Here is a 15,487-nt window from a genome sequence, read left to right as displayed (position 1 = left end):
GAGGGACCGAACAGATGTTCTCGAAGATCCTCATTGCGAACCGGGGCGAGATCGCCTGCCGCGTCATCAAGACCGCGCGCAAGATGGGCATCAAGACCGTGGCCGTCTATTCCGACGCCGACAAGGACGCGCTCCATGTGGAGATGGCGGACGAGGCGGTGCACATCGGCCCGCCGCAGGCCGCCCAGTCCTATCTGGTGATCGAGAAGATCATCGAGGCCTGCAAGAAGACGGGCGCCGAGGCCGTGCATCCGGGCTACGGCTTCCTCTCCGAGCGCGCCGCCTTCCCGCGCGCGCTGGCGGAAGCGGGCATCGTCTTCATCGGCCCGAACCCGCATGCCATCGACGCCATGGGCGACAAGATCGAATCCAAGAAGGCGGCGGCGGCGGCGAAGGTCTCCACCGTCCCAGGCTATCTGGGCGTGATCGAGAATGGCGAGGAAGCCGCGAAGATCGCCGACGAGATCGGCTATCCGGTGATGATCAAGGCCTCCGCCGGCGGCGGCGGCAAGGGCATGCGCATCGCTTATTCCCGCGACGAGGTGCAGGACGGCTTCGACCGCGCGAAGTCGGAAGCCAAATCCTCCTTCGGCGATGACCGTGTGTTCGTGGAAAAGTTCATCGTCGATCCCCGGCACATCGAAATCCAGGTGCTGGGCGACAAGCACGGCAACGTCATTTATCTCGGCGAGCGCGAATGCTCCATCCAGCGCCGCAACCAGAAGGTGGTCGAGGAAGCCCCCTCCCCGCTGCTGGACGAAGAGACCCGCAGACAAATGGGCGAGCAGGCCGTCGCCCTCGCCAAGGCGGTGGGCTACGACAGCGCCGGCACGGTGGAATTCGTCGCCGGGCAGGACAAGAGCTTCTACTTCCTGGAGATGAACACCCGCCTGCAGGTGGAGCATCCCGTCACCGAACTCATCACCGGCATCGACCTCGTGGAGCAGATGATCCGCGTGGCGGCGGGCGAGAAGCTCGCGCTCACGCAGGACGACGTGAAGCTCAACGGCTGGGCGGTCGAAAGCCGCGTCTATGCGGAAGACCCGTACCGCAACTTCCTGCCCTCCACCGGCCGCCTCGTGCGCTACCAGCCACCCGCCGAGGGCACGCATAACGGCCTCACCGTGCGCAACGACACGGGCGTCTATGAGGGCGGGGAGATTTCCATCTTCTACGACCCGATGATCGCGAAGCTCGTGACCCACGGCCCCACCCGCCGCAAGGCAATCGAGGCGCAGGCGGATGCGCTCGACGCCTTCGCCATCGAGGGCATCGGCCACAACATCCCCTTCCTCTCGGCGCTGATGTCCCATCCGCGCTGGCAGGAGGGCTATCTCTCCACCGGCTTCATCGCCGAGGAATATCCCTCCGGCTTCCATGCGACGCCGGCGGAAGGCGAGATCGCCAAGGTGCTCTGTGCGGTCGCGACCACGCTCGACCACGTGATGAACTCGCGCAAGCGCAAGATTTCCGGCCAGATCTCCGGCCCGACCGTGACCTTCGAGCGCCGCCGCGTGGTGCAGCTCATCGGCGAGCACGGCCCGGAACTCTTCCCCGCCGAGATCGAGACCACGGAGACCGGCTACCGCGTGGACCTGCTCACCTGGCACGGCCAGGTGACCAACATCTACATGCTGCGCAGCCCCTGGAAGCCCGGCGATCTCGTTTGGGCCGGCACCATCTATGACGACGTGGTGAACGTTCAGGTGCGGCCCATCCCCAACGGCTTTGCTCTTTCCCACCGTGGCGTCGCCGTGCAGGCCCGCGTCTATACCGAGCGCGAGGCCGCGCTCGCCATGCTCATGCCCATCAAGGAGAGCGCGGGCGGCGGCAAGGAGCTGCTGTGCCCCATGCCTGGCCTCGTGGTCTCCATCTCCGTCACTCAGGGTCAGGAAGTGAAGGCGGGCGAGGCGCTGGCCGTTGTGGAAGCCATGAAGATGGAAAACGTCCTGCGCGCGGAGCGCGACGGCGTCATCAAGGCCGTCCACGCCAAGGCGGGCGATAGCCTCGCCGTGGACGCGGTGATCCTCGAATTCGCGTGAGCGCGAAACACGGAAGGGGCGCACAATGACCGCAACCCTGCCCTTCGTGACGCAGGCGGGCCCGTTAACGCGGGCGGACTGGCTGTCGCTGGTGGAAGGCGTGCTGAAAGGCGCGCCCTATGACAAGCGCCTCGTGACCCGCACCTATGAGGGCCTTGCGCTGGACGCCCTCCCACCGCGCAAGGAAGAGGCCGCCCCCATCGCAGGACGGGCGGCAGGTGCGCCGTGGACGATCAGCGCGCGCGTCGACCAGCCAGACCTTACGGCCGCCAATGCCCAGATCCTCGATGATCTGGAGAATGGCGCGTCGGGCCTCACCCTCGTCTATGCCTCGTCTCCCTCCGCCCACGGCTTCGGCCTGCCGGACGGTGCGGCGCTGGAGACGCTGCTCGCCGGCGTGATGCCGGACCTCATCGAGACGCGGCTGGAGAGCGGAGCCTTCAAGGGGCGCGAGAATGCCCTCGCCTTCGCCGATTTCATCGCGGCACGCGGGCTCGATCCGGCGCGGGTGAGCGTCTCCTTCGGCCTTGATCCGCTCGCGGACATGGCCGCGCGCGGCAGCGCGCCCATGCCCTGGTCGGCTCTGGCCGAGCGGGTGGCGGAAACCGCGTCCATCCTCAAGGCGCGCGGCTTCACCGGGCCGCTGCTGCGAGCGGATGGCGCCATCCACCATGCCGCCGGCGCGAGCGATGCGCAGGAACTCGCGGCGGTGCTGGCGACGGCGGTCGCCTATCTGCGGGCGCTGGAAAAGGGCGGCTTCCCGCTGGAAGAGGCCGCCGGCCGCATCGAGGTGGCGCTGACGGCGGACGTGAACCAGACCGCGACGCTCGCGAAAGTCCGCGCCATCCGCCTGCTGTGGGGCGCGGTGCTGCGGGAGGCCGGCATCAATGCAGGGCCGCTGAAGGTGCACGCCACCACGGCGTGGCGCTCGCTCACCCGGCGCGATCCCTATGTGAACCTGCTGCGCGGCACCATCGCCGCCTTCGCGGCGGGGGTGGGCGGGGCGGACAGCCTCACCGTCCTGCCCTTCACGCAGGCCCTTGGCCTGCCGGACGCGCAGGCGCGGCGGCTCGCCCGCAACACGCAGTTGATCCTGCTGGAGGAAAGCCAGCTCCATCGGGTCGCCGACCCCGGTGCCGGGGCCGGCGCAGTGGAAGCGCATACGGAGGGCCTTGCGGCCGCCGCGTGGGATCTCTTCCGCGCCATCGAAGGCAAGGGTGGGCTCGCGGAGGCGCTGGCCTCCGGCTGGTGGCAGGGAGAGGTTGCGGCCACCCGCGCGCGCCGGGCGAAGGACATCGCCACCCGCAGGGAGCCGCTCACCGGCACCTCGGAATTCCCCATCCTCGGCCAGAGCCTGCCGGAGGTGCTCGCCCCTGCCCCCGCGCGGGAAGAAGCGCCGAACGATCTCGCCCTCGCGCCCCAGCGGCTCGCGGAGCCCTTCGAAGCCCTGCGCGATGCCGCCGAGGCGGCGGGTACGCCGCCCGTGTTCCTCGCGACGCTCGGCCCCATAGCCGCCTTCACGGCCCGCGCCACCTTCGCCAAGGCGCTGTTCGAGGCGGGCGGCCTCGCCGTGACCGTGACCGACGGTTATGCGGATTTCGATGCTCTCATCGCCGCGTTCAAGGCTTCCGGCACGGCCATCGCCTGCATCGCCTCCTCCGACGAGATCTACGAAGCGGAGGCCGCCACCATCGCGGCCGCGCTAAAGGCCGCGGGCGCCCGGCAGGTGTGGCTCGCGGGCCGGGGCGGCGATCTTGAGGCGACGTGGCGCGCAGCGGGCGTGGACGACTTCATCTTCGCCGGCTGCGACGTGCTGGCGGTGCTGAAGAGCGCGCACCGGGCGCTGGGAATCGGGTGAGACCCTGGCTAAGCGCTCCCCGTGCAGAGAAGGGTTGAGAGGGGGGGGGGTAATGCCCTCTCCGAAAGGGCACGCTGGGGAACGGGGAAGACCAGAGGGCACGCCCGGTTTACCCCCTACCCGGCCCTCCCCCACAAGGGGGGAGGGAGCGAGCCGCGAAGAGAGAACAGGGCCGCGCCCCAACAAGAGCCGCAACGGCCGATGGAACGGGATGGAACGGGCGACGCCAACGCGCACCCGAAATGAGGTAGGATGACCGCCATGAGCCGCTTGCCCGCCTTTGCCGATATCGAATGGCGCGCGCCGGAGCTTGCCCCGCCGGCGGATGCGCCCGCGCCCTGGCTGACGCCGGAAGGCATTCCGGTGAAGGGGCTCTATGGTCCGGCGGACATCGCGGGCCTCTCCTTCATCGACACCTATCCCGGCATCGCGCCCTTCCTGCGCGGGCCCTACCCCACCATGTATGCCACCCAGCCATGGACCATCCGGCAATATGCCGGCTTCTCCACGGCGGAGGATTCCAACGCCTTCTACCGCCGCAACCTCGCGGCGGGGCAGAAGGGCCTGTCGGTCGCCTTCGATCTCGCCACCCACCGCGGCTATGACTCGGACCATCCGCGCGTGGCCGGCGACGTGGGCATGGCCGGTGTCGCGATCGACAGCATCTATGACATGCGCACGCTCTTCTCCGGCATTCCGCTGGATCAGATGAGCGTCTCCATGACCATGAATGGCGCGGTGCTGCCCATTCTGGCGCTGTTCGTAGTGGCTGCGGAAGAACAGGGCGTGCCGGCGGCCAAGCTCTCCGGCACCATCCAGAATGACATTCTGAAAGAATTCATGGTGCGGAACACCTATATCTATCCGCCCGCACCTTCCATGCGCATCATTTCGGACATCTTCGCCTTCACATCCAAGGAGATGCCGCGCTTCAACTCCATCTCCATTTCCGGCTACCACATGCAGGAAGCCGGGGCGACGCAGGATCTGGAGCTAGCCTATACGCTGGCGGATGGCGTCGAATATGTGCGCGCGGGCGCCAAAGCCGGCCTGCCTATCGACGCCTTCGCGCCGCGCCTTTCGTTCTTCTGGGCCATCGGCATGAACTTCTTCATGGAGGTGGCGAAGCTGCGCGCCGCCCGCCTCCTGTGGACGCGGCTGATGAGCGATCTCGGGGCCAAGAACCCCAAGTCCCTGCCCCTGCGCACCCATTCGCAGACCTCCGGCTGGAGCCTCACCGCGCAGGACGTGTTCAACAACGTCATCCGCACCATGGTGGAAGCCATGGCGGCGACGCAGGGCCACACCCAGTCGCTTCACACCAATGCGCTGGACGAGGCGCTGGCCCTTCCCACCGACTTCTCCGCCCGCATCGCCCGCAACACGCAGATCCTGCTGCAGCAGGAGAGCGGCACCACCCGCCAGATCGACCCGTGGGGCGGCTCCTTCTTCGTGGAACGCCTCACCGCCGACCTCGCGGCCAAGGCATGGGACCATATTCAGGAGGTGGAGGCGCTGGGCGGCATGGCGAAGGCCATCGAGGCCGGCATCCCCAAGCTGCGCATCGAGGAAGCCGCCGCCACCACGCAGGCCCGCATCGACGGCGGCGCCCAGATCGTGGTGGGCGTCAACAAGTTCAAGCCCGAGCGCGAGACACCCATCGACGTGCTGAAGGTGGACAATTCCGCCGTCCGCGCCGCGCAGATCGAGAAGCTGCGCCGCCTGAAGGCGGAGCGCGACCCGCAGGGCGTGGCCGCCGCGCTGGAGGCGCTGACCAATGGGGCGCGCGGCAACGGCAACCTGCTGGCGCTCGCCATCGATGCCGCCCGCGCCAAGGCGACGGTGGGCGAGATTTCGGATGCGCTCGAAGCCGTCTTCGGTCGCCACCGGGCGGAAATCCGCGCCATTTCGGGCGTCTACAAGAGGGAGGCTGGCGCCATGACCGACAAGGTGGCGCAGGTGCAGCGCCTCACCGAAGCCTTCGAGCACAATGAGGGCCGCCGCCCCCGCATCCTCGTCGCCAAGGTGGGACAGGACGGGCACGACCGGGGCCAGAAGGTGATCGCCTCCGCCTTCGCCGATCTCGGCTTCGACGTGGACATCGGCCCCCTCTTCGCCACCCCCGAGGAAGCCGCCCGGCAGGCGGTGGAGAATGACGTCCACGTGGTGGGCATCTCTTCGCTCGCCGCCGGCCATCTGACGCTGGTGCCCGCGCTCAAGGCGGCGCTGGAGGCAGAAGGACGCGGCGACATCATGGTGGTGGTGGGCGGCGTCGTGCCGCCGCAGGATTATGAGGCGCTGAAAGCCGCCGGTGCGGAAGCCATCTTCCCCCCCGGCACTGTCATCGCCGACGCCGCCCGCGATCTGCTGGCAACGCTGAGCCAGCGCCTGGGACATGCGCAGGAAGCGGCGGAGTAAGGACAGAGGGGCTTTTCCCGGTGCTCCGCGAAGCCCTCTCCCGCCTGCGACCTTCTCTCACCGGAGCCCCCAATGCCCCTCGCCCCCATGGGCTCGACCCTGCGCGTGCTGCGGCCGGCGCCAAACGTGCTCGCTTTCTATGATGGGCGCGTGGCGGACACCCGGCTCTGGAGCGAGGCTCCGAACTGGCTGGATGATGGCGCCTATGCGCTGGGTATCGCCTCCTACGCCATCGTGGAGGGCAAGGAGGCGCTGGTCTATGACACGCACATCTCGCTCGCGCACGCGCGGCTCATCCGGCGGACACTGGAGGACATGGGCGTGCGGCACATGCGCGTGGTGCTGAGCCACTGGCATGACGACCATGTGGCCGGAAACGAGGTCTTCGCGGACTGCGAAATCCTCGCCAACGCGCTGACGGCGGACATCCTCACGGAGAAGCGCGCGAAGCTGGAGAGCGGCGATCCGCCCATCCGGCCGCTCGTCCTGCCGAACCGCACCTTCTCAGGCGAGATCACGCTGCAGGTCGGCGTGCTGCCCGTGACCCTGCGCCAGATGGACATCCACAGCTGCGACGGCACGGTGGCCCTGCTGCCCGATGGCCTGCTGCTGGCCGGTGATACGGTGGAAGACCCCATCACCTATGTGGACGAGCCCGAGCGCCTGGCGATCCATCTGGAGGCGTTAGCGCAGATGGCCCGCTGGCCGCTCTCCCGCATCCTGCCCAATCACGGAGCGGCCGAGGTGATTGCAGCGGGCGGCTATCAGCCGGACCTCATCGCCGCCACCCGCCGCTATGTGGAGCGCCTCATCGCCGCCCGCACCGATCCGGGCCTCGCCGTCCGCGATCTGCGCGCCTTCGTACCGGAGGACTTCGCCTCTGGCGCCATCGGCTATTTCGCGCCTTATGAGGCGGTGCACCGGCAGAACCTTACGGCCGTCACCGAGGCCTCCTGACGGCCTCACGCGCGGCGGAACACCACCGAAAGATTGTTGGCGGGCATCTCCACCACACGCTCCAGGATGAGCCCGTGCGTGCCCGCCAATGCGGCCACATCCTCCAGCAGCCGCAGGCCCCAGGCCGGGTTGCGGCGCTTGAGGTCCGCATCGAAGGCCTCATTGCTGGGGGCGGTCGGCACGTCGGCGCGCCGGTAGGGGCCATAGAGATAGAGGACGCCGCCCGGCGGCAGCAGGCGTTGCGCCCCGGCGAGCAGGCCCTGCGTCGAGGCCCAAGGGCTGATGTGGATCATGTTGATGCAGACGATGGAGTCCGCCTGCGTCACCGGCCATTCGGCCGCCGCCGCATCGAGGTCCAGCGGCGGCAGCACGTTGGAAAGGCCCTCCGCCCCGGCCCACGCCGCGATGGACGCGCGGGCGGCGGGAGAAGGGTCGGAGGGTTGCCACGTGAGGCCCGGCAGAGCGCGGGCGAAATGCACCAGATGCTCGCCCGTGCCGCTGGCGATTTCCAGCACCTGCCCACTCGCCGGCAGAAGCGGCCGCAGCACGTCGAGGATCACGTCGCGGTTGCGGGCGACGGCGGGCGCGGCGAGGCGGCCATCCGGGCCGGTGGCGGCCGCCGGCAGCGCGTCGGGCACGGAATTGCTCATCGCCCTTCCCTTTCGCGCCGCTTCAGGCCGCGAGGCCGCCCGCCTTCTCGATGAAGGCGGCCACGTCCTCCACGCCTTTGCCATGGCGGATGGCGGCAAAGACATAGGGCCGGGTGCCGCGCATCCGCTGGGTGTCGGATTCCATGATGGAGAGATCCGCGCCCACCAGCGGGGCGAGGTCGGTCTTGTTCACCACGAGGAAATCGGAGCGGGTGATGCCCGGCCCGCCCTTGCGCGGGATCTTCTCGCCGCCCGCGACATCGATCACATAGATGGTGATGTCCGCCAGCTCCGGCGAGAAGGTGGCGGCCAGATTGTCGCCGCCGCTCTCGATGAGCACGATCTCGAGGCCGGGGAATTTCGCCTGCATGTCGGCCACGGCGCGCAGGTTGATGGAGGCGTCCTCGCGGATGGCGGTGTGCGGGCAGCCGCCGGTCTCCACGCCGAGAATGCGCTCGGGCTCCAGCGCGCCGGCCACCGTCAGGAGGCGGGCGTCCTCCTTGGTATATATGTCGTTAGTGATGGCGCAGATGTTGTAGCGCTCGCGGAAGGTCTTGCAGAGCGCTTCCATGAGCGCCGTCTTGCCGGAGCCCACCGGCCCGCCGATGCCAACCCGCAAGGGTCCGTTGCTGGTCATGATCGAAACAGCCTCGTGTATTGGGTTTCGTGTCGCATGCTGCCGAGATCGGCCCGGAAGTTGGCGGTGCCGAGATCGTCGAGCGTGAGGGTCGGAATGTCGCCCGCCAGCGCCTGCACGGCCGGCATGAGGCGGGCCACAACGCGGGTGCCGGCCGTCTGGCCGATGGGCGCGATGCGCAGCGCGGCGGAAACCAGCGTCTGCGTGACGGCGAAGAGATACGCTTCCAGCACCGCCGCGCGGGGCACGTCATGCAGCGCCGCTGCATAGCCCACCGCCACCGGATAGGCGACATCAGGCGGCAGATGCGCCGCCGCCGCGTCCAACCCGCCGTGGGGCCATGCGGCGCGCACGGCATCAAGGAAGCTGCGGCCCTGCTGGCAGGTCTCCAGCCGCAGTTCGGCGGTGGGCGAAAGGGCGACCGCGCGGGCATTCACCTGTGCCAGCGCCGGCATATCCCCGGTCGCGCCAGCCACATAGGCATGAGCGAGCAATATGCCATCGGCCCGGCCGAAGCCGAGCAGCATGAGATCGCGCAGCCAGCTTTCGAGGCTCGCCTCATCGGTGATATCGCCCGCTTCCGCCGCCCATTCCAGCGCGTGGGAATAGGCATAGGCCCCCACCGGAAAACCGGGAGACAGCCAGGCAAAGAGCGCGAGCGCGCTCGGCGGCGCGCCCGTTTCCGCCATCGTCATGGCCGCCGCCCGGTCGCGGCGTCAGTCATGGTGGTGCGTGTGGCCGCAGCCGCAGGAGGCCCCATGGGCGTGATCGTGGGCGTGGTCATGCCCGTGGTGGTCGTGCGCATGGTCATGGTGCGCATGATCGTGACGGGCGTGGTCATGATGGGCATGGTCGTGCCCATGGTCATGCGCGTGGGCTTGGCCATGGCCGTGGGCTTCGGCGGCCTCATAGGCGCCGCGCTCGGGCTTGAAGGGACGCACCACCGGCTTCACCGCCGCCCCGAGGCCGCGCAGCATGGCCTCCAGCACGGGATCCTGAACGATATAGATCGCCTCTTCGGTGATCTCCGCCGGAATGTGCCGGTTGCCGATATGCCAGGCGGCCCGCATCAGGCGCACGGGATTGAATGTGGTGATCTCCACCAACTGCTCGTCCGCCGCCTTCACCTGCACGAGGCGACCGTCCTCCAGTTCCAGCGCGTCGCCATGGTCCAGCACCGCGGCGCGGTCGAGGTCCAGCAGGAACTCCAGCCCGCCGTCGGCGGTCATGGCGACCCGGCGGCGATGGCGCGCGTGATGGTCGAGGGTGATGGTGTCCACCACCCGGTCGGGACGCACCGCGAGGTGCCGGACGATCTTGGTCGAACGGATCATGTAAGGCTCCCGAGGCAGAGGCCGGCGAAGGCGGTCGCGCCCGGTTAGAACAAAAAGTAGCGCTGCGCCATGGGCAGCACTTCGGCGGGCTCGCAGACCAGAAGCTCGCCATCGGCGCGCACGTCATAGGTCTCCGGGTCCACCTCGATATGGGGCGTGGCGCCGTTCAGCACCATGTCCTTCTTGGAAATGCCGGAGCGGACATTCTCCACCGCCACGAGCGTCTTGGCCGTCTGGAGCCGGGCGGCGAGACCATCCTCCACTGCCGCCTTGGAGACGAAGGTCAGGCTGGAATGGGTGCGGGCGCGGCCATAGGCGCCGAACATGGGCCTGTAATGCACCGGCTGCGGGGTCGGAATGGAAGCATTGGGATCGCCCATCTGGGCCACCGCGATAGAGCCGCCCTTCAGCACCAGATCCGGCTTGACGCCGAAGAAGGCCGGCGACCATAGCACGAGGTCGGCGAGCTTGCCGGCCTCCACCGAGCCGATGTGCTTCGACACGCCATGGGCGATGGCCGGGTTGATGGTGTATTTCGCCACATAGCGGCGGGCGCGCAGATTGTCGTTGCCGCCGCTCTCGCCGGGCAGCGCGCCGCGCTGGCGCTTCATCTTGTCCGCCGTCTGCCAGGTGCGGATCACCACCTCGCCCACGCGGCCCATGGCCTGGCTGTCGGAGCTCATCATGGATAGGGCGCCGATGTCGTGCAGGATGTCCTCGGCCGCGATGGTCTCCTTGCGGATGCGGCTCTCGGCGAAGGCGAGGTCTTCGGGGATGGACGGCGAGAGGTGGTGGCACACCATGAGCATGTCGAGATGCTCGTCGATGGTGTTGCGCGTATAGGGCCGCGTCGGATTGGTGGAGGACGGCAGCACGTTGGGCAGGCCCGCCACCTTGATGATGTCGGGGGCATGGCCGCCGCCCGCGCCTTCCGTGTGGAAGGCATGGATGGTGCGGCCCTTGAAGGCGGCGATGGTGTCCTCCACGAAGCCGCTTTCGTTCAGCGTGTCCGTGTGGATCATCACCTGAATGTCGAAGGCATCCGCCACCGAGAGGCAGGTGTCGATGGCGGCGGGGGTGGTGCCCCAGTCCTCATGGAGCTTCAGCGCGCAGGCGCCGGCACGCACCATCTCTTCCAGCGCCTTGGGCTGAGAGGCATTGCCCTTGCCCGCGAAGGCAAGGTTCATGGGGAAGGCATCCGCCGCCTCGATCATGCGGGCGATGTGCCACGGGCCGGGCGTGCAGGTGGTGGCAAAGGTGCCGGTGGCCGGACCGGTGCCGCCGCCCAGCATGGTGGTGACGCCGGAGAATAGCGCCTCCTCGATCTGCTGCGGGCAGATGAAATGGATGTGGCTGTCGAAGCCGCCGGCGGTGAGGATCTTGCCCTCACCCGCAATCACCTCGGTGCCCGGGCCAATGATGATGTCGACACCGTTCTGCACATCCGGATTGCCGGCCTTGCCGATCCTGAAAATGCGCCCGTCTTTCAGGCCCACGTCCGCTTTCACGATGCCCCAGTGGTCGAGGATCACCGCATTGGTGATGACGGTGTCCACCGCGCCATCGGCATTCGCCACCTGGCTCTGGCCCATGCCGTCGCGGATCACCTTGCCGCCGCCGAACTTCACCTCCTCGCCATGGACGGTGAAGTCCTTCTCGATCTCGATATAGAGCGCGGTATCGGCGAGCCGCACCTTGTCGCCCACTGTGGGGCCGAACATGTGCGCATAAGCGGAACGGGACATACGGGCCTTGGTCATGGCGTATCCTTCAGAGGCTCGCGCCGTCGAATTCGCGGGGGGTCAGCGCTTTCAGGTCCACGTCGTCGAGGCAGCGCACATTCACCGCCACCTTGAACTCACCGGTCGGCGCAAGGCCACGGCCGAAAGGCTCGATGCCGCAGGTGGCACAGAAGAAATGGCTGATCCGCCCGGTATTGAAGCGATATTCGGTCAGTTTTTCCTCGCCCTGCTTCAACCTGAAACCTTCCGGCGAAGCAAAGGAGAGGATGCCGCCCACGCGCCGGCAGCGGGAGCAGTTGCAGGTGGCCGTGCGGTCCAGATCAAGATCGGCCTCGAAGGCCACGGCGCCGCACTGGCAGCTGCCGGAATAATGCTGGAGTGCCATCAGAGCTTGCCCATCACGTCGCCACGGAACCCATAAACTTCGCGCTTGCCGCCCAGCGGCACCAGCGTGACCTCGCGGGTGGCGCCGGGCTCGAAGCGCACCGCCGTGCCGGGGGCGATGTCGAGGCGCATCCCGCGTGCCTTCTCGCGCTCGAAGGCGAGGCCCGGATTGGTCTCATAGAAATGGTAGTGGCTGCCCACCTGAATGGGGCGGTCGCCCGTATTGGCCACCGAGAGCGTCACCCGCTCGGCGCCCTCGTTGAAGACGATCTCGCCTTCCGGCGTCACGAACTCGCCCGGCACGTCCTCGGACGCCTGTCCGCGAATGGGGTTGTGCACCGTGACCAGCTTGGTCCCATCCGGGAAGGTCGCCTCCACCTGGATGTCGTGGATCATCTCGGCGATGCCCTCCATCACCTGGTCGGCGGTGATGACGCGGGCGCCCGCCTCCATCAGCTCGGCGACGGTGCGGCCGTCGCGGGCGCCTTCCACCACGAAATCGGTGATGAGCGCCACCGCCTCCGGATGGTTGAGCTTCACGCCGCGCGCGAGGCGCTTGCGCGCCACTTCGGCGGCCATGGCGATAAAGAGCTTGTCCTTCTCCCGCGGCGTCAGCAGCACGGCAGTCTCCTCATAAGGCCCAGACGCGGGGCAGCGGCGCCCCCCGGAAGGCAGTCAGGAATGCGACGGCGTCCCGCCGCAGGGTTTCGATATCGGGCGCCAGCCAGCGGGCGGCCAGAAGGCCGTTCCACGCGCTGGCGCCGCATTCGCTGCGCGCAGATTCCATGAGCGCGCGCCCTTCGTCCAGTCGCGCTTCGGCGTCGGGTGCCACATAAAGCAAAGTCGCCCACGCCCGGTTGCCGGCCGCAACCGTGGGGCGGCGCAGCAGCTCGCCCAGGGGGCCGGACAGGCGCACCGCATCGGCATAGATGAGGCCGCCGCCGCGGGTGACCTGCCAGTGGTCCTCCAGATGCCCGGTGCGCATCTCCTCGCCCCGCGCCACGCGGCCGAAGGCGATCGCCTCGAAGGCGAGGAAGGTGGCATCGGGCGCAAGATCGACGGTGAAGCGGCGGGCGAGCCGTGCGGCGTCATAGAGCAGGGTTTCCTGCGGCAGCCAGTCCACGCGCGCGCCCGTCTCGACCGTGATCGCCACGTCGATGCGGGCGGTCTCGCCGTCGGAGCGGTAGATCTTCTCGGCTGCGGGGGTGGCGACCACCGCATGGGCGTCCGCCTCGGCCTTTACCTCGATGGTGAAATGATCGCCGCAAGCGACGCCGCCGGCCGTATTGACCAGCACGCCCTCCACCGCCGGTCCCGACACGCGCGGCATCCGCACCCGCATGGAGCCGGCTTCCGCCACATCGCTGACGCGGCTTCTGCCGGCGATGGCATTGACGCCGAGGCGCACGCGCCCCACCGCCCGCTGCCGGCGCGGGGCACCGCCCTCTCCTTTTGCCGCCTCAGATGGCCATGAGGCGGCGGACGTCGTCCCCATCAAGCCCGCTCCTATCGCCGCGCGCCACCACTTCGCCGCGCTCCATCAGGATGAAGGAATCGGCCAGCTCGCGCGCGAACTCGAAATACTGCTCCACGAGCACGATGGCCATGTCTCCCTTGTCCCGCAGATAGGAGATGGCGCGACCGATGTCCTTGATGATGGAGGGCTGGATGCCCTCGGTGGGCTCGTCCAGCACCAGGAGGCTCGGGCGGGTCACGAGGGCGCGACCGATGGCGAGCTGCTGCTGCTGCCCGCCGGAGAGATCGCCGCCGCGCCGCCCGAGCATGGACTTCAGAACCGGGAACAGCTCGAACACCTCGTCCGGCACATATTTGTCCTTGCGGGCGAGGCGCGCGTAGCCCGTTTCCAGATTTTCCTTCACGGTGAGCAGCGGAAACACCTCGCGCCCCTGCGGCACGAAGCCGATGCCGAGCGCCGCCCGGTCATAGGTGCGCATCTTGGTGATGTCCTGCCCGTTGAAGGAGACGCTGCCCCCCGCGATGGCGCGCTGCCCGACGATGGCGCGCAGGAGCGAGGTCTTGCCGACGCCATTACGGCCGAGCACGCAGGTCACCTGCCCCTTCACCGCTTCGAGCGAGACTTTGCGCAGCGTGTGGGCGGCGCCGTAATAGAGATCGAGGTTCTCGACCTTCAGCATGATGAGGCTCCGCTCATTTTTGGGACTGGCGTCTGTGTGGGGCGGGGTTTGGTGAGGTGCGGTCCGCGGGTCGATAGCGCCCGACTTGCCCCCTCCCCAGCCCTCCCCCGCAGGCGGGAGAGGGAGCCCGCGGCTCGAGGAGGCCTGTCGCACCGAGCGAGGAAAACGCTTCAGACCAACGCGCACGGTCGTAGCCTGGCGCACCCTCTAACCTCCTCCCCCCTTGCGGGGGAGGGTTGGGGAGGGGGGTATACGCGCCATCCACCCGCGTGCCGGAAGACACGACGCCATAACCACCCAAAGCGCAACGCCGCGCAAATGGAGAGGGCATTACCCCCCTCTCTGCCCTCCCCCTCAAGGGGGGAGGGAAAGCGAACGGAGAGGGTGCGCCTATGCTGTTGCGCGATGCGCGAGACCCCACGCGCTCAGCCCCCGCCCGGACGTTCCCCCACAACGGGGGAGGGAAGGCGCGTGGCGAGGGCGCACCCAGAAGCGCTCGCGCGCCAGGGCGGGAGAGTTGAGAGGGGGCACGCCGGGAACGAAGCGAGGACGCCATCCTCACCGCCCCAGATAGACTTCGATGACGCGCTCGTTGGCGCTCACCTGATCGAGCGAGCCTTCGGCGAGAACGGAGCCCTCGTGTAACACCGTCACCTTCACGCCGAGGTCGCGCACGAACTGCATGTCGTGCTCGACCACCACCACGGATCGCGTTTTGGCGATGTCACGCAGCAGTTCGGCGGTGTCGGCGGTTTCCTGATCGGTCATGCCGGCGGCAGGTTCGTCCACCAGCAAGAGGCGCGGCTCCTGCGCCAGCAGCATGCCGATCTCCAGCCACTGCTTCTGCCCGTGGGAGAGTTCGGCCGCCTGCCGGTGGCGCTGGTCCTTGAGGCGGATGCGCTCCAGAAGCTCGTCGATGCGCGCGCGCTCATGGGCCGTGCGCCGCCAGGTGATGTTGGCGAAGGCCCGCCGGTCGGACTTCACCGCGAGGAGCAGATTGTCCTCCACCGTGTGCATGTCGAACACGGTGGGCGTCTGGAACTTGCGGCCGATGCCGAGCTGGGCGATGTCCGCCTCATCCATGGTGGTGAGGTCGTGGATGCCGGCGAACATGGCCTCGCCCGCGGTGGGGCGCGTCTTGCCGGTGATGACGTCCATCATCGTGGTCTTGCCGGCGCCGTTGGGGCCTATGATGGCGCGCATCTCCGCTTCCTCGATGGTCAGCGAGAGCTTGTTGAGCGCCCGGAAACCGTCGAACACGACGGAGATGTTGTCGAGATAGAGCAGCGACTGGGTAACGGGTTCCATG

General features: G+C 68.2%; 14 protein-coding genes. 4 read left to right on the top strand and 10 right to left on the bottom strand.

The genetic code is table 11. The annotated features are described in order from the left end of the window. Positions 1 to 14: 14 nt before the first annotated feature. From DFO45_RS12645 to DFO45_RS12630, 4 genes are all read left to right on the top strand, one after another. Positions 15 to 2,042: an acetyl/propionyl/methylcrotonyl-CoA carboxylase subunit alpha gene (locus DFO45_RS12645; protein WP_133865299.1), complete on the top strand. Its 2,028-nt coding sequence runs from the start codon at positions 15 to 17 to the stop codon at positions 2,040 to 2,042. A gap of 25 nt (positions 2,043 to 2,067) precedes the next feature. Next, positions 2,068 to 3,900, top strand: coding sequence for a methylmalonyl-CoA mutase family protein (locus DFO45_RS12640; protein ID WP_133865129.1), 1,833 nt, complete (start codon positions 2,068 to 2,070; stop codon positions 3,898 to 3,900). Positions 3,901 to 4,161: 261 nt separating this feature from the next. Then, entirely contained in the window at positions 4,162 to 6,318 is a 2,157-nt protein-coding gene (gene scpA, locus DFO45_RS12635) for a methylmalonyl-CoA mutase (RefSeq protein WP_133865128.1), read from the top strand. 72 nt (positions 6,319 to 6,390) lie between these two features. Beyond that, the gene (locus tag DFO45_RS12630; protein WP_133865127.1) at positions 6,391 to 7,275 is read left to right on the top strand and encodes an MBL fold metallo-hydrolase; all 885 of its coding nucleotides are present in this window, start codon (positions 6,391 to 6,393) and stop codon (positions 7,273 to 7,275) included. A 5-nt stretch (positions 7,276 to 7,280) separates the two neighbouring features. Here DFO45_RS12630 and DFO45_RS12625 read toward each other — a convergent pair whose 3' ends face one another. From DFO45_RS12625 to urtD, 10 genes are all read right to left on the bottom strand, one after another. After that, entirely contained in the window at positions 7,281 to 7,925 is a 645-nt protein-coding gene (locus DFO45_RS12625) for a DUF938 domain-containing protein (RefSeq protein ID WP_133865126.1), read from the bottom strand. Between the two features lie 22 nt (positions 7,926 to 7,947). Then, positions 7,948 to 8,562 carry an urease accessory protein UreG gene (gene ureG / locus DFO45_RS12620; RefSeq protein ID WP_208299788.1) on the bottom strand — a complete coding sequence of 205 codons (615 nt, stop codon included), beginning with the start codon at positions 8,560 to 8,562 and terminating at the stop codon, positions 7,948 to 7,950. Continuing rightward, the gene (locus DFO45_RS12615; RefSeq protein ID WP_133865124.1) at positions 8,559 to 9,257 is read right to left on the bottom strand and encodes an urease accessory protein UreF; all 699 of its coding nucleotides are present in this window, start codon (positions 9,255 to 9,257) and stop codon (positions 8,559 to 8,561) included. Before DFO45_RS12615 ends, ureG begins: the two co-directional genes overlap by 4 nt. Before the next feature lie 21 nt (positions 9,258 to 9,278). Continuing rightward, positions 9,279 to 9,896: an urease accessory protein UreE gene (locus tag DFO45_RS12610; RefSeq protein ID WP_133865123.1), complete on the bottom strand. Its 618-nt coding sequence runs from the start codon at positions 9,894 to 9,896 to the stop codon at positions 9,279 to 9,281. A gap of 44 nt (positions 9,897 to 9,940) precedes the next feature. Next, positions 9,941 to 11,656, bottom strand: coding sequence for an urease subunit alpha (gene ureC, locus DFO45_RS12605; protein WP_133865122.1), 1,716 nt, complete (start codon positions 11,654 to 11,656; stop codon positions 9,941 to 9,943). A 10-nt stretch (positions 11,657 to 11,666) separates the two neighbouring features. Continuing rightward, positions 11,667 to 12,023 (bottom strand): GFA family protein, encoded by a 357-nt coding sequence (locus DFO45_RS12600; RefSeq protein WP_133865121.1) that lies wholly within the window; start codon positions 12,021 to 12,023, stop codon positions 11,667 to 11,669. After that, positions 12,023 to 12,643, bottom strand: coding sequence for an urease subunit gamma (locus DFO45_RS12595; RefSeq protein WP_133865120.1), 621 nt, complete (start codon positions 12,641 to 12,643; stop codon positions 12,023 to 12,025). The genes DFO45_RS12600 and DFO45_RS12595 overlap by 1 nt, the downstream gene beginning before the upstream one ends. A 10-nt stretch (positions 12,644 to 12,653) precedes the next feature. Then, positions 12,654 to 13,517, bottom strand: coding sequence for an urease accessory protein UreD (locus DFO45_RS12590; protein ID WP_133865119.1), 864 nt, complete (start codon positions 13,515 to 13,517; stop codon positions 12,654 to 12,656). After that, positions 13,483 to 14,178, bottom strand: coding sequence for an urea ABC transporter ATP-binding subunit UrtE (gene urtE / locus DFO45_RS12585; RefSeq protein ID WP_012170290.1), 696 nt, complete (start codon positions 14,176 to 14,178; stop codon positions 13,483 to 13,485). The genes DFO45_RS12590 and urtE overlap by 35 nt, the downstream gene beginning before the upstream one ends. Before the next feature lie 558 nt (positions 14,179 to 14,736). Beyond that, positions 14,737 to 15,486 carry an urea ABC transporter ATP-binding protein UrtD gene (gene urtD / locus DFO45_RS12580; RefSeq protein ID WP_012170289.1) on the bottom strand — a complete coding sequence of 250 codons (750 nt, stop codon included), beginning with the start codon at positions 15,484 to 15,486 and terminating at the stop codon, positions 14,737 to 14,739. Position 15,487: the final 1 nt, after the last annotated feature.

The sequence above is a fragment of the Azorhizobium sp. AG788 genome (assembly GCF_004364705.1).
GTDB classification, from domain to species: domain Bacteria; phylum Pseudomonadota; class Alphaproteobacteria; order Rhizobiales; family Xanthobacteraceae; genus Azorhizobium; species Azorhizobium caulinodans.
The sequence above is the reverse complement of the archived record's forward strand: the minus strand, read 5'-3'. Positions and strand labels throughout refer to the sequence as shown.

Excerpts from the sequence above, each read along its gene's own strand:
- DFO45_RS12645 (WP_133865299.1), top strand. The coding sequence starts at position 15 with ATGTTCTCGAAGATCCTCATTGCGAACCGGGGCGAGATCGCCTGCCGC.
- DFO45_RS12640 (WP_133865129.1), top strand. The coding sequence starts at position 2,068 with ATGACCGCAACCCTGCCCTTCGTGACGCAGGCGGGCCCGTTAACGCGG.
- scpA (WP_133865128.1), top strand. The coding sequence starts at position 4,162 with ATGAGCCGCTTGCCCGCCTTTGCCGATATCGAATGGCGCGCGCCGGAG.
- DFO45_RS12630 (WP_133865127.1), top strand. The coding sequence starts at position 6,391 with ATGCCCCTCGCCCCCATGGGCTCGACCCTGCGCGTGCTGCGGCCGGCG.
- DFO45_RS12625 (WP_133865126.1), bottom strand. The coding sequence starts at position 7,925 with ATGAGCAATTCCGTGCCCGACGCGCTGCCGGCGGCCGCCACCGGCCCG.
- ureG (WP_208299788.1), bottom strand. The coding sequence starts at position 8,562 with ATGACCAGCAACGGACCCTTGCGGGTTGGCATCGGCGGGCCGGTGGGC.
- DFO45_RS12615 (WP_133865124.1), bottom strand. The coding sequence starts at position 9,257 with ATGACGATGGCGGAAACGGGCGCGCCGCCGAGCGCGCTCGCGCTCTTT.
- DFO45_RS12610 (WP_133865123.1), bottom strand. The coding sequence starts at position 9,896 with ATGATCCGTTCGACCAAGATCGTCCGGCACCTCGCGGTGCGTCCCGAC.
- ureC (WP_133865122.1), bottom strand. The coding sequence starts at position 11,656 with ATGACCAAGGCCCGTATGTCCCGTTCCGCTTATGCGCACATGTTCGGC.
- DFO45_RS12600 (WP_133865121.1), bottom strand. The coding sequence starts at position 12,023 with ATGGCACTCCAGCATTATTCCGGCAGCTGCCAGTGCGGCGCCGTGGCC.
- DFO45_RS12590 (WP_133865119.1), bottom strand. The coding sequence starts at position 13,517 with ATGGGGACGACGTCCGCCGCCTCATGGCCATCTGAGGCGGCAAAAGGA.
- urtE (WP_012170290.1), bottom strand. The coding sequence starts at position 14,178 with ATGCTGAAGGTCGAGAACCTCGATCTCTATTACGGCGCCGCCCACACG.
- urtD (WP_012170289.1), bottom strand. The coding sequence starts at position 15,486 with ATGGAACCCGTTACCCAGTCGCTGCTCTATCTCGACAACATCTCCGTC.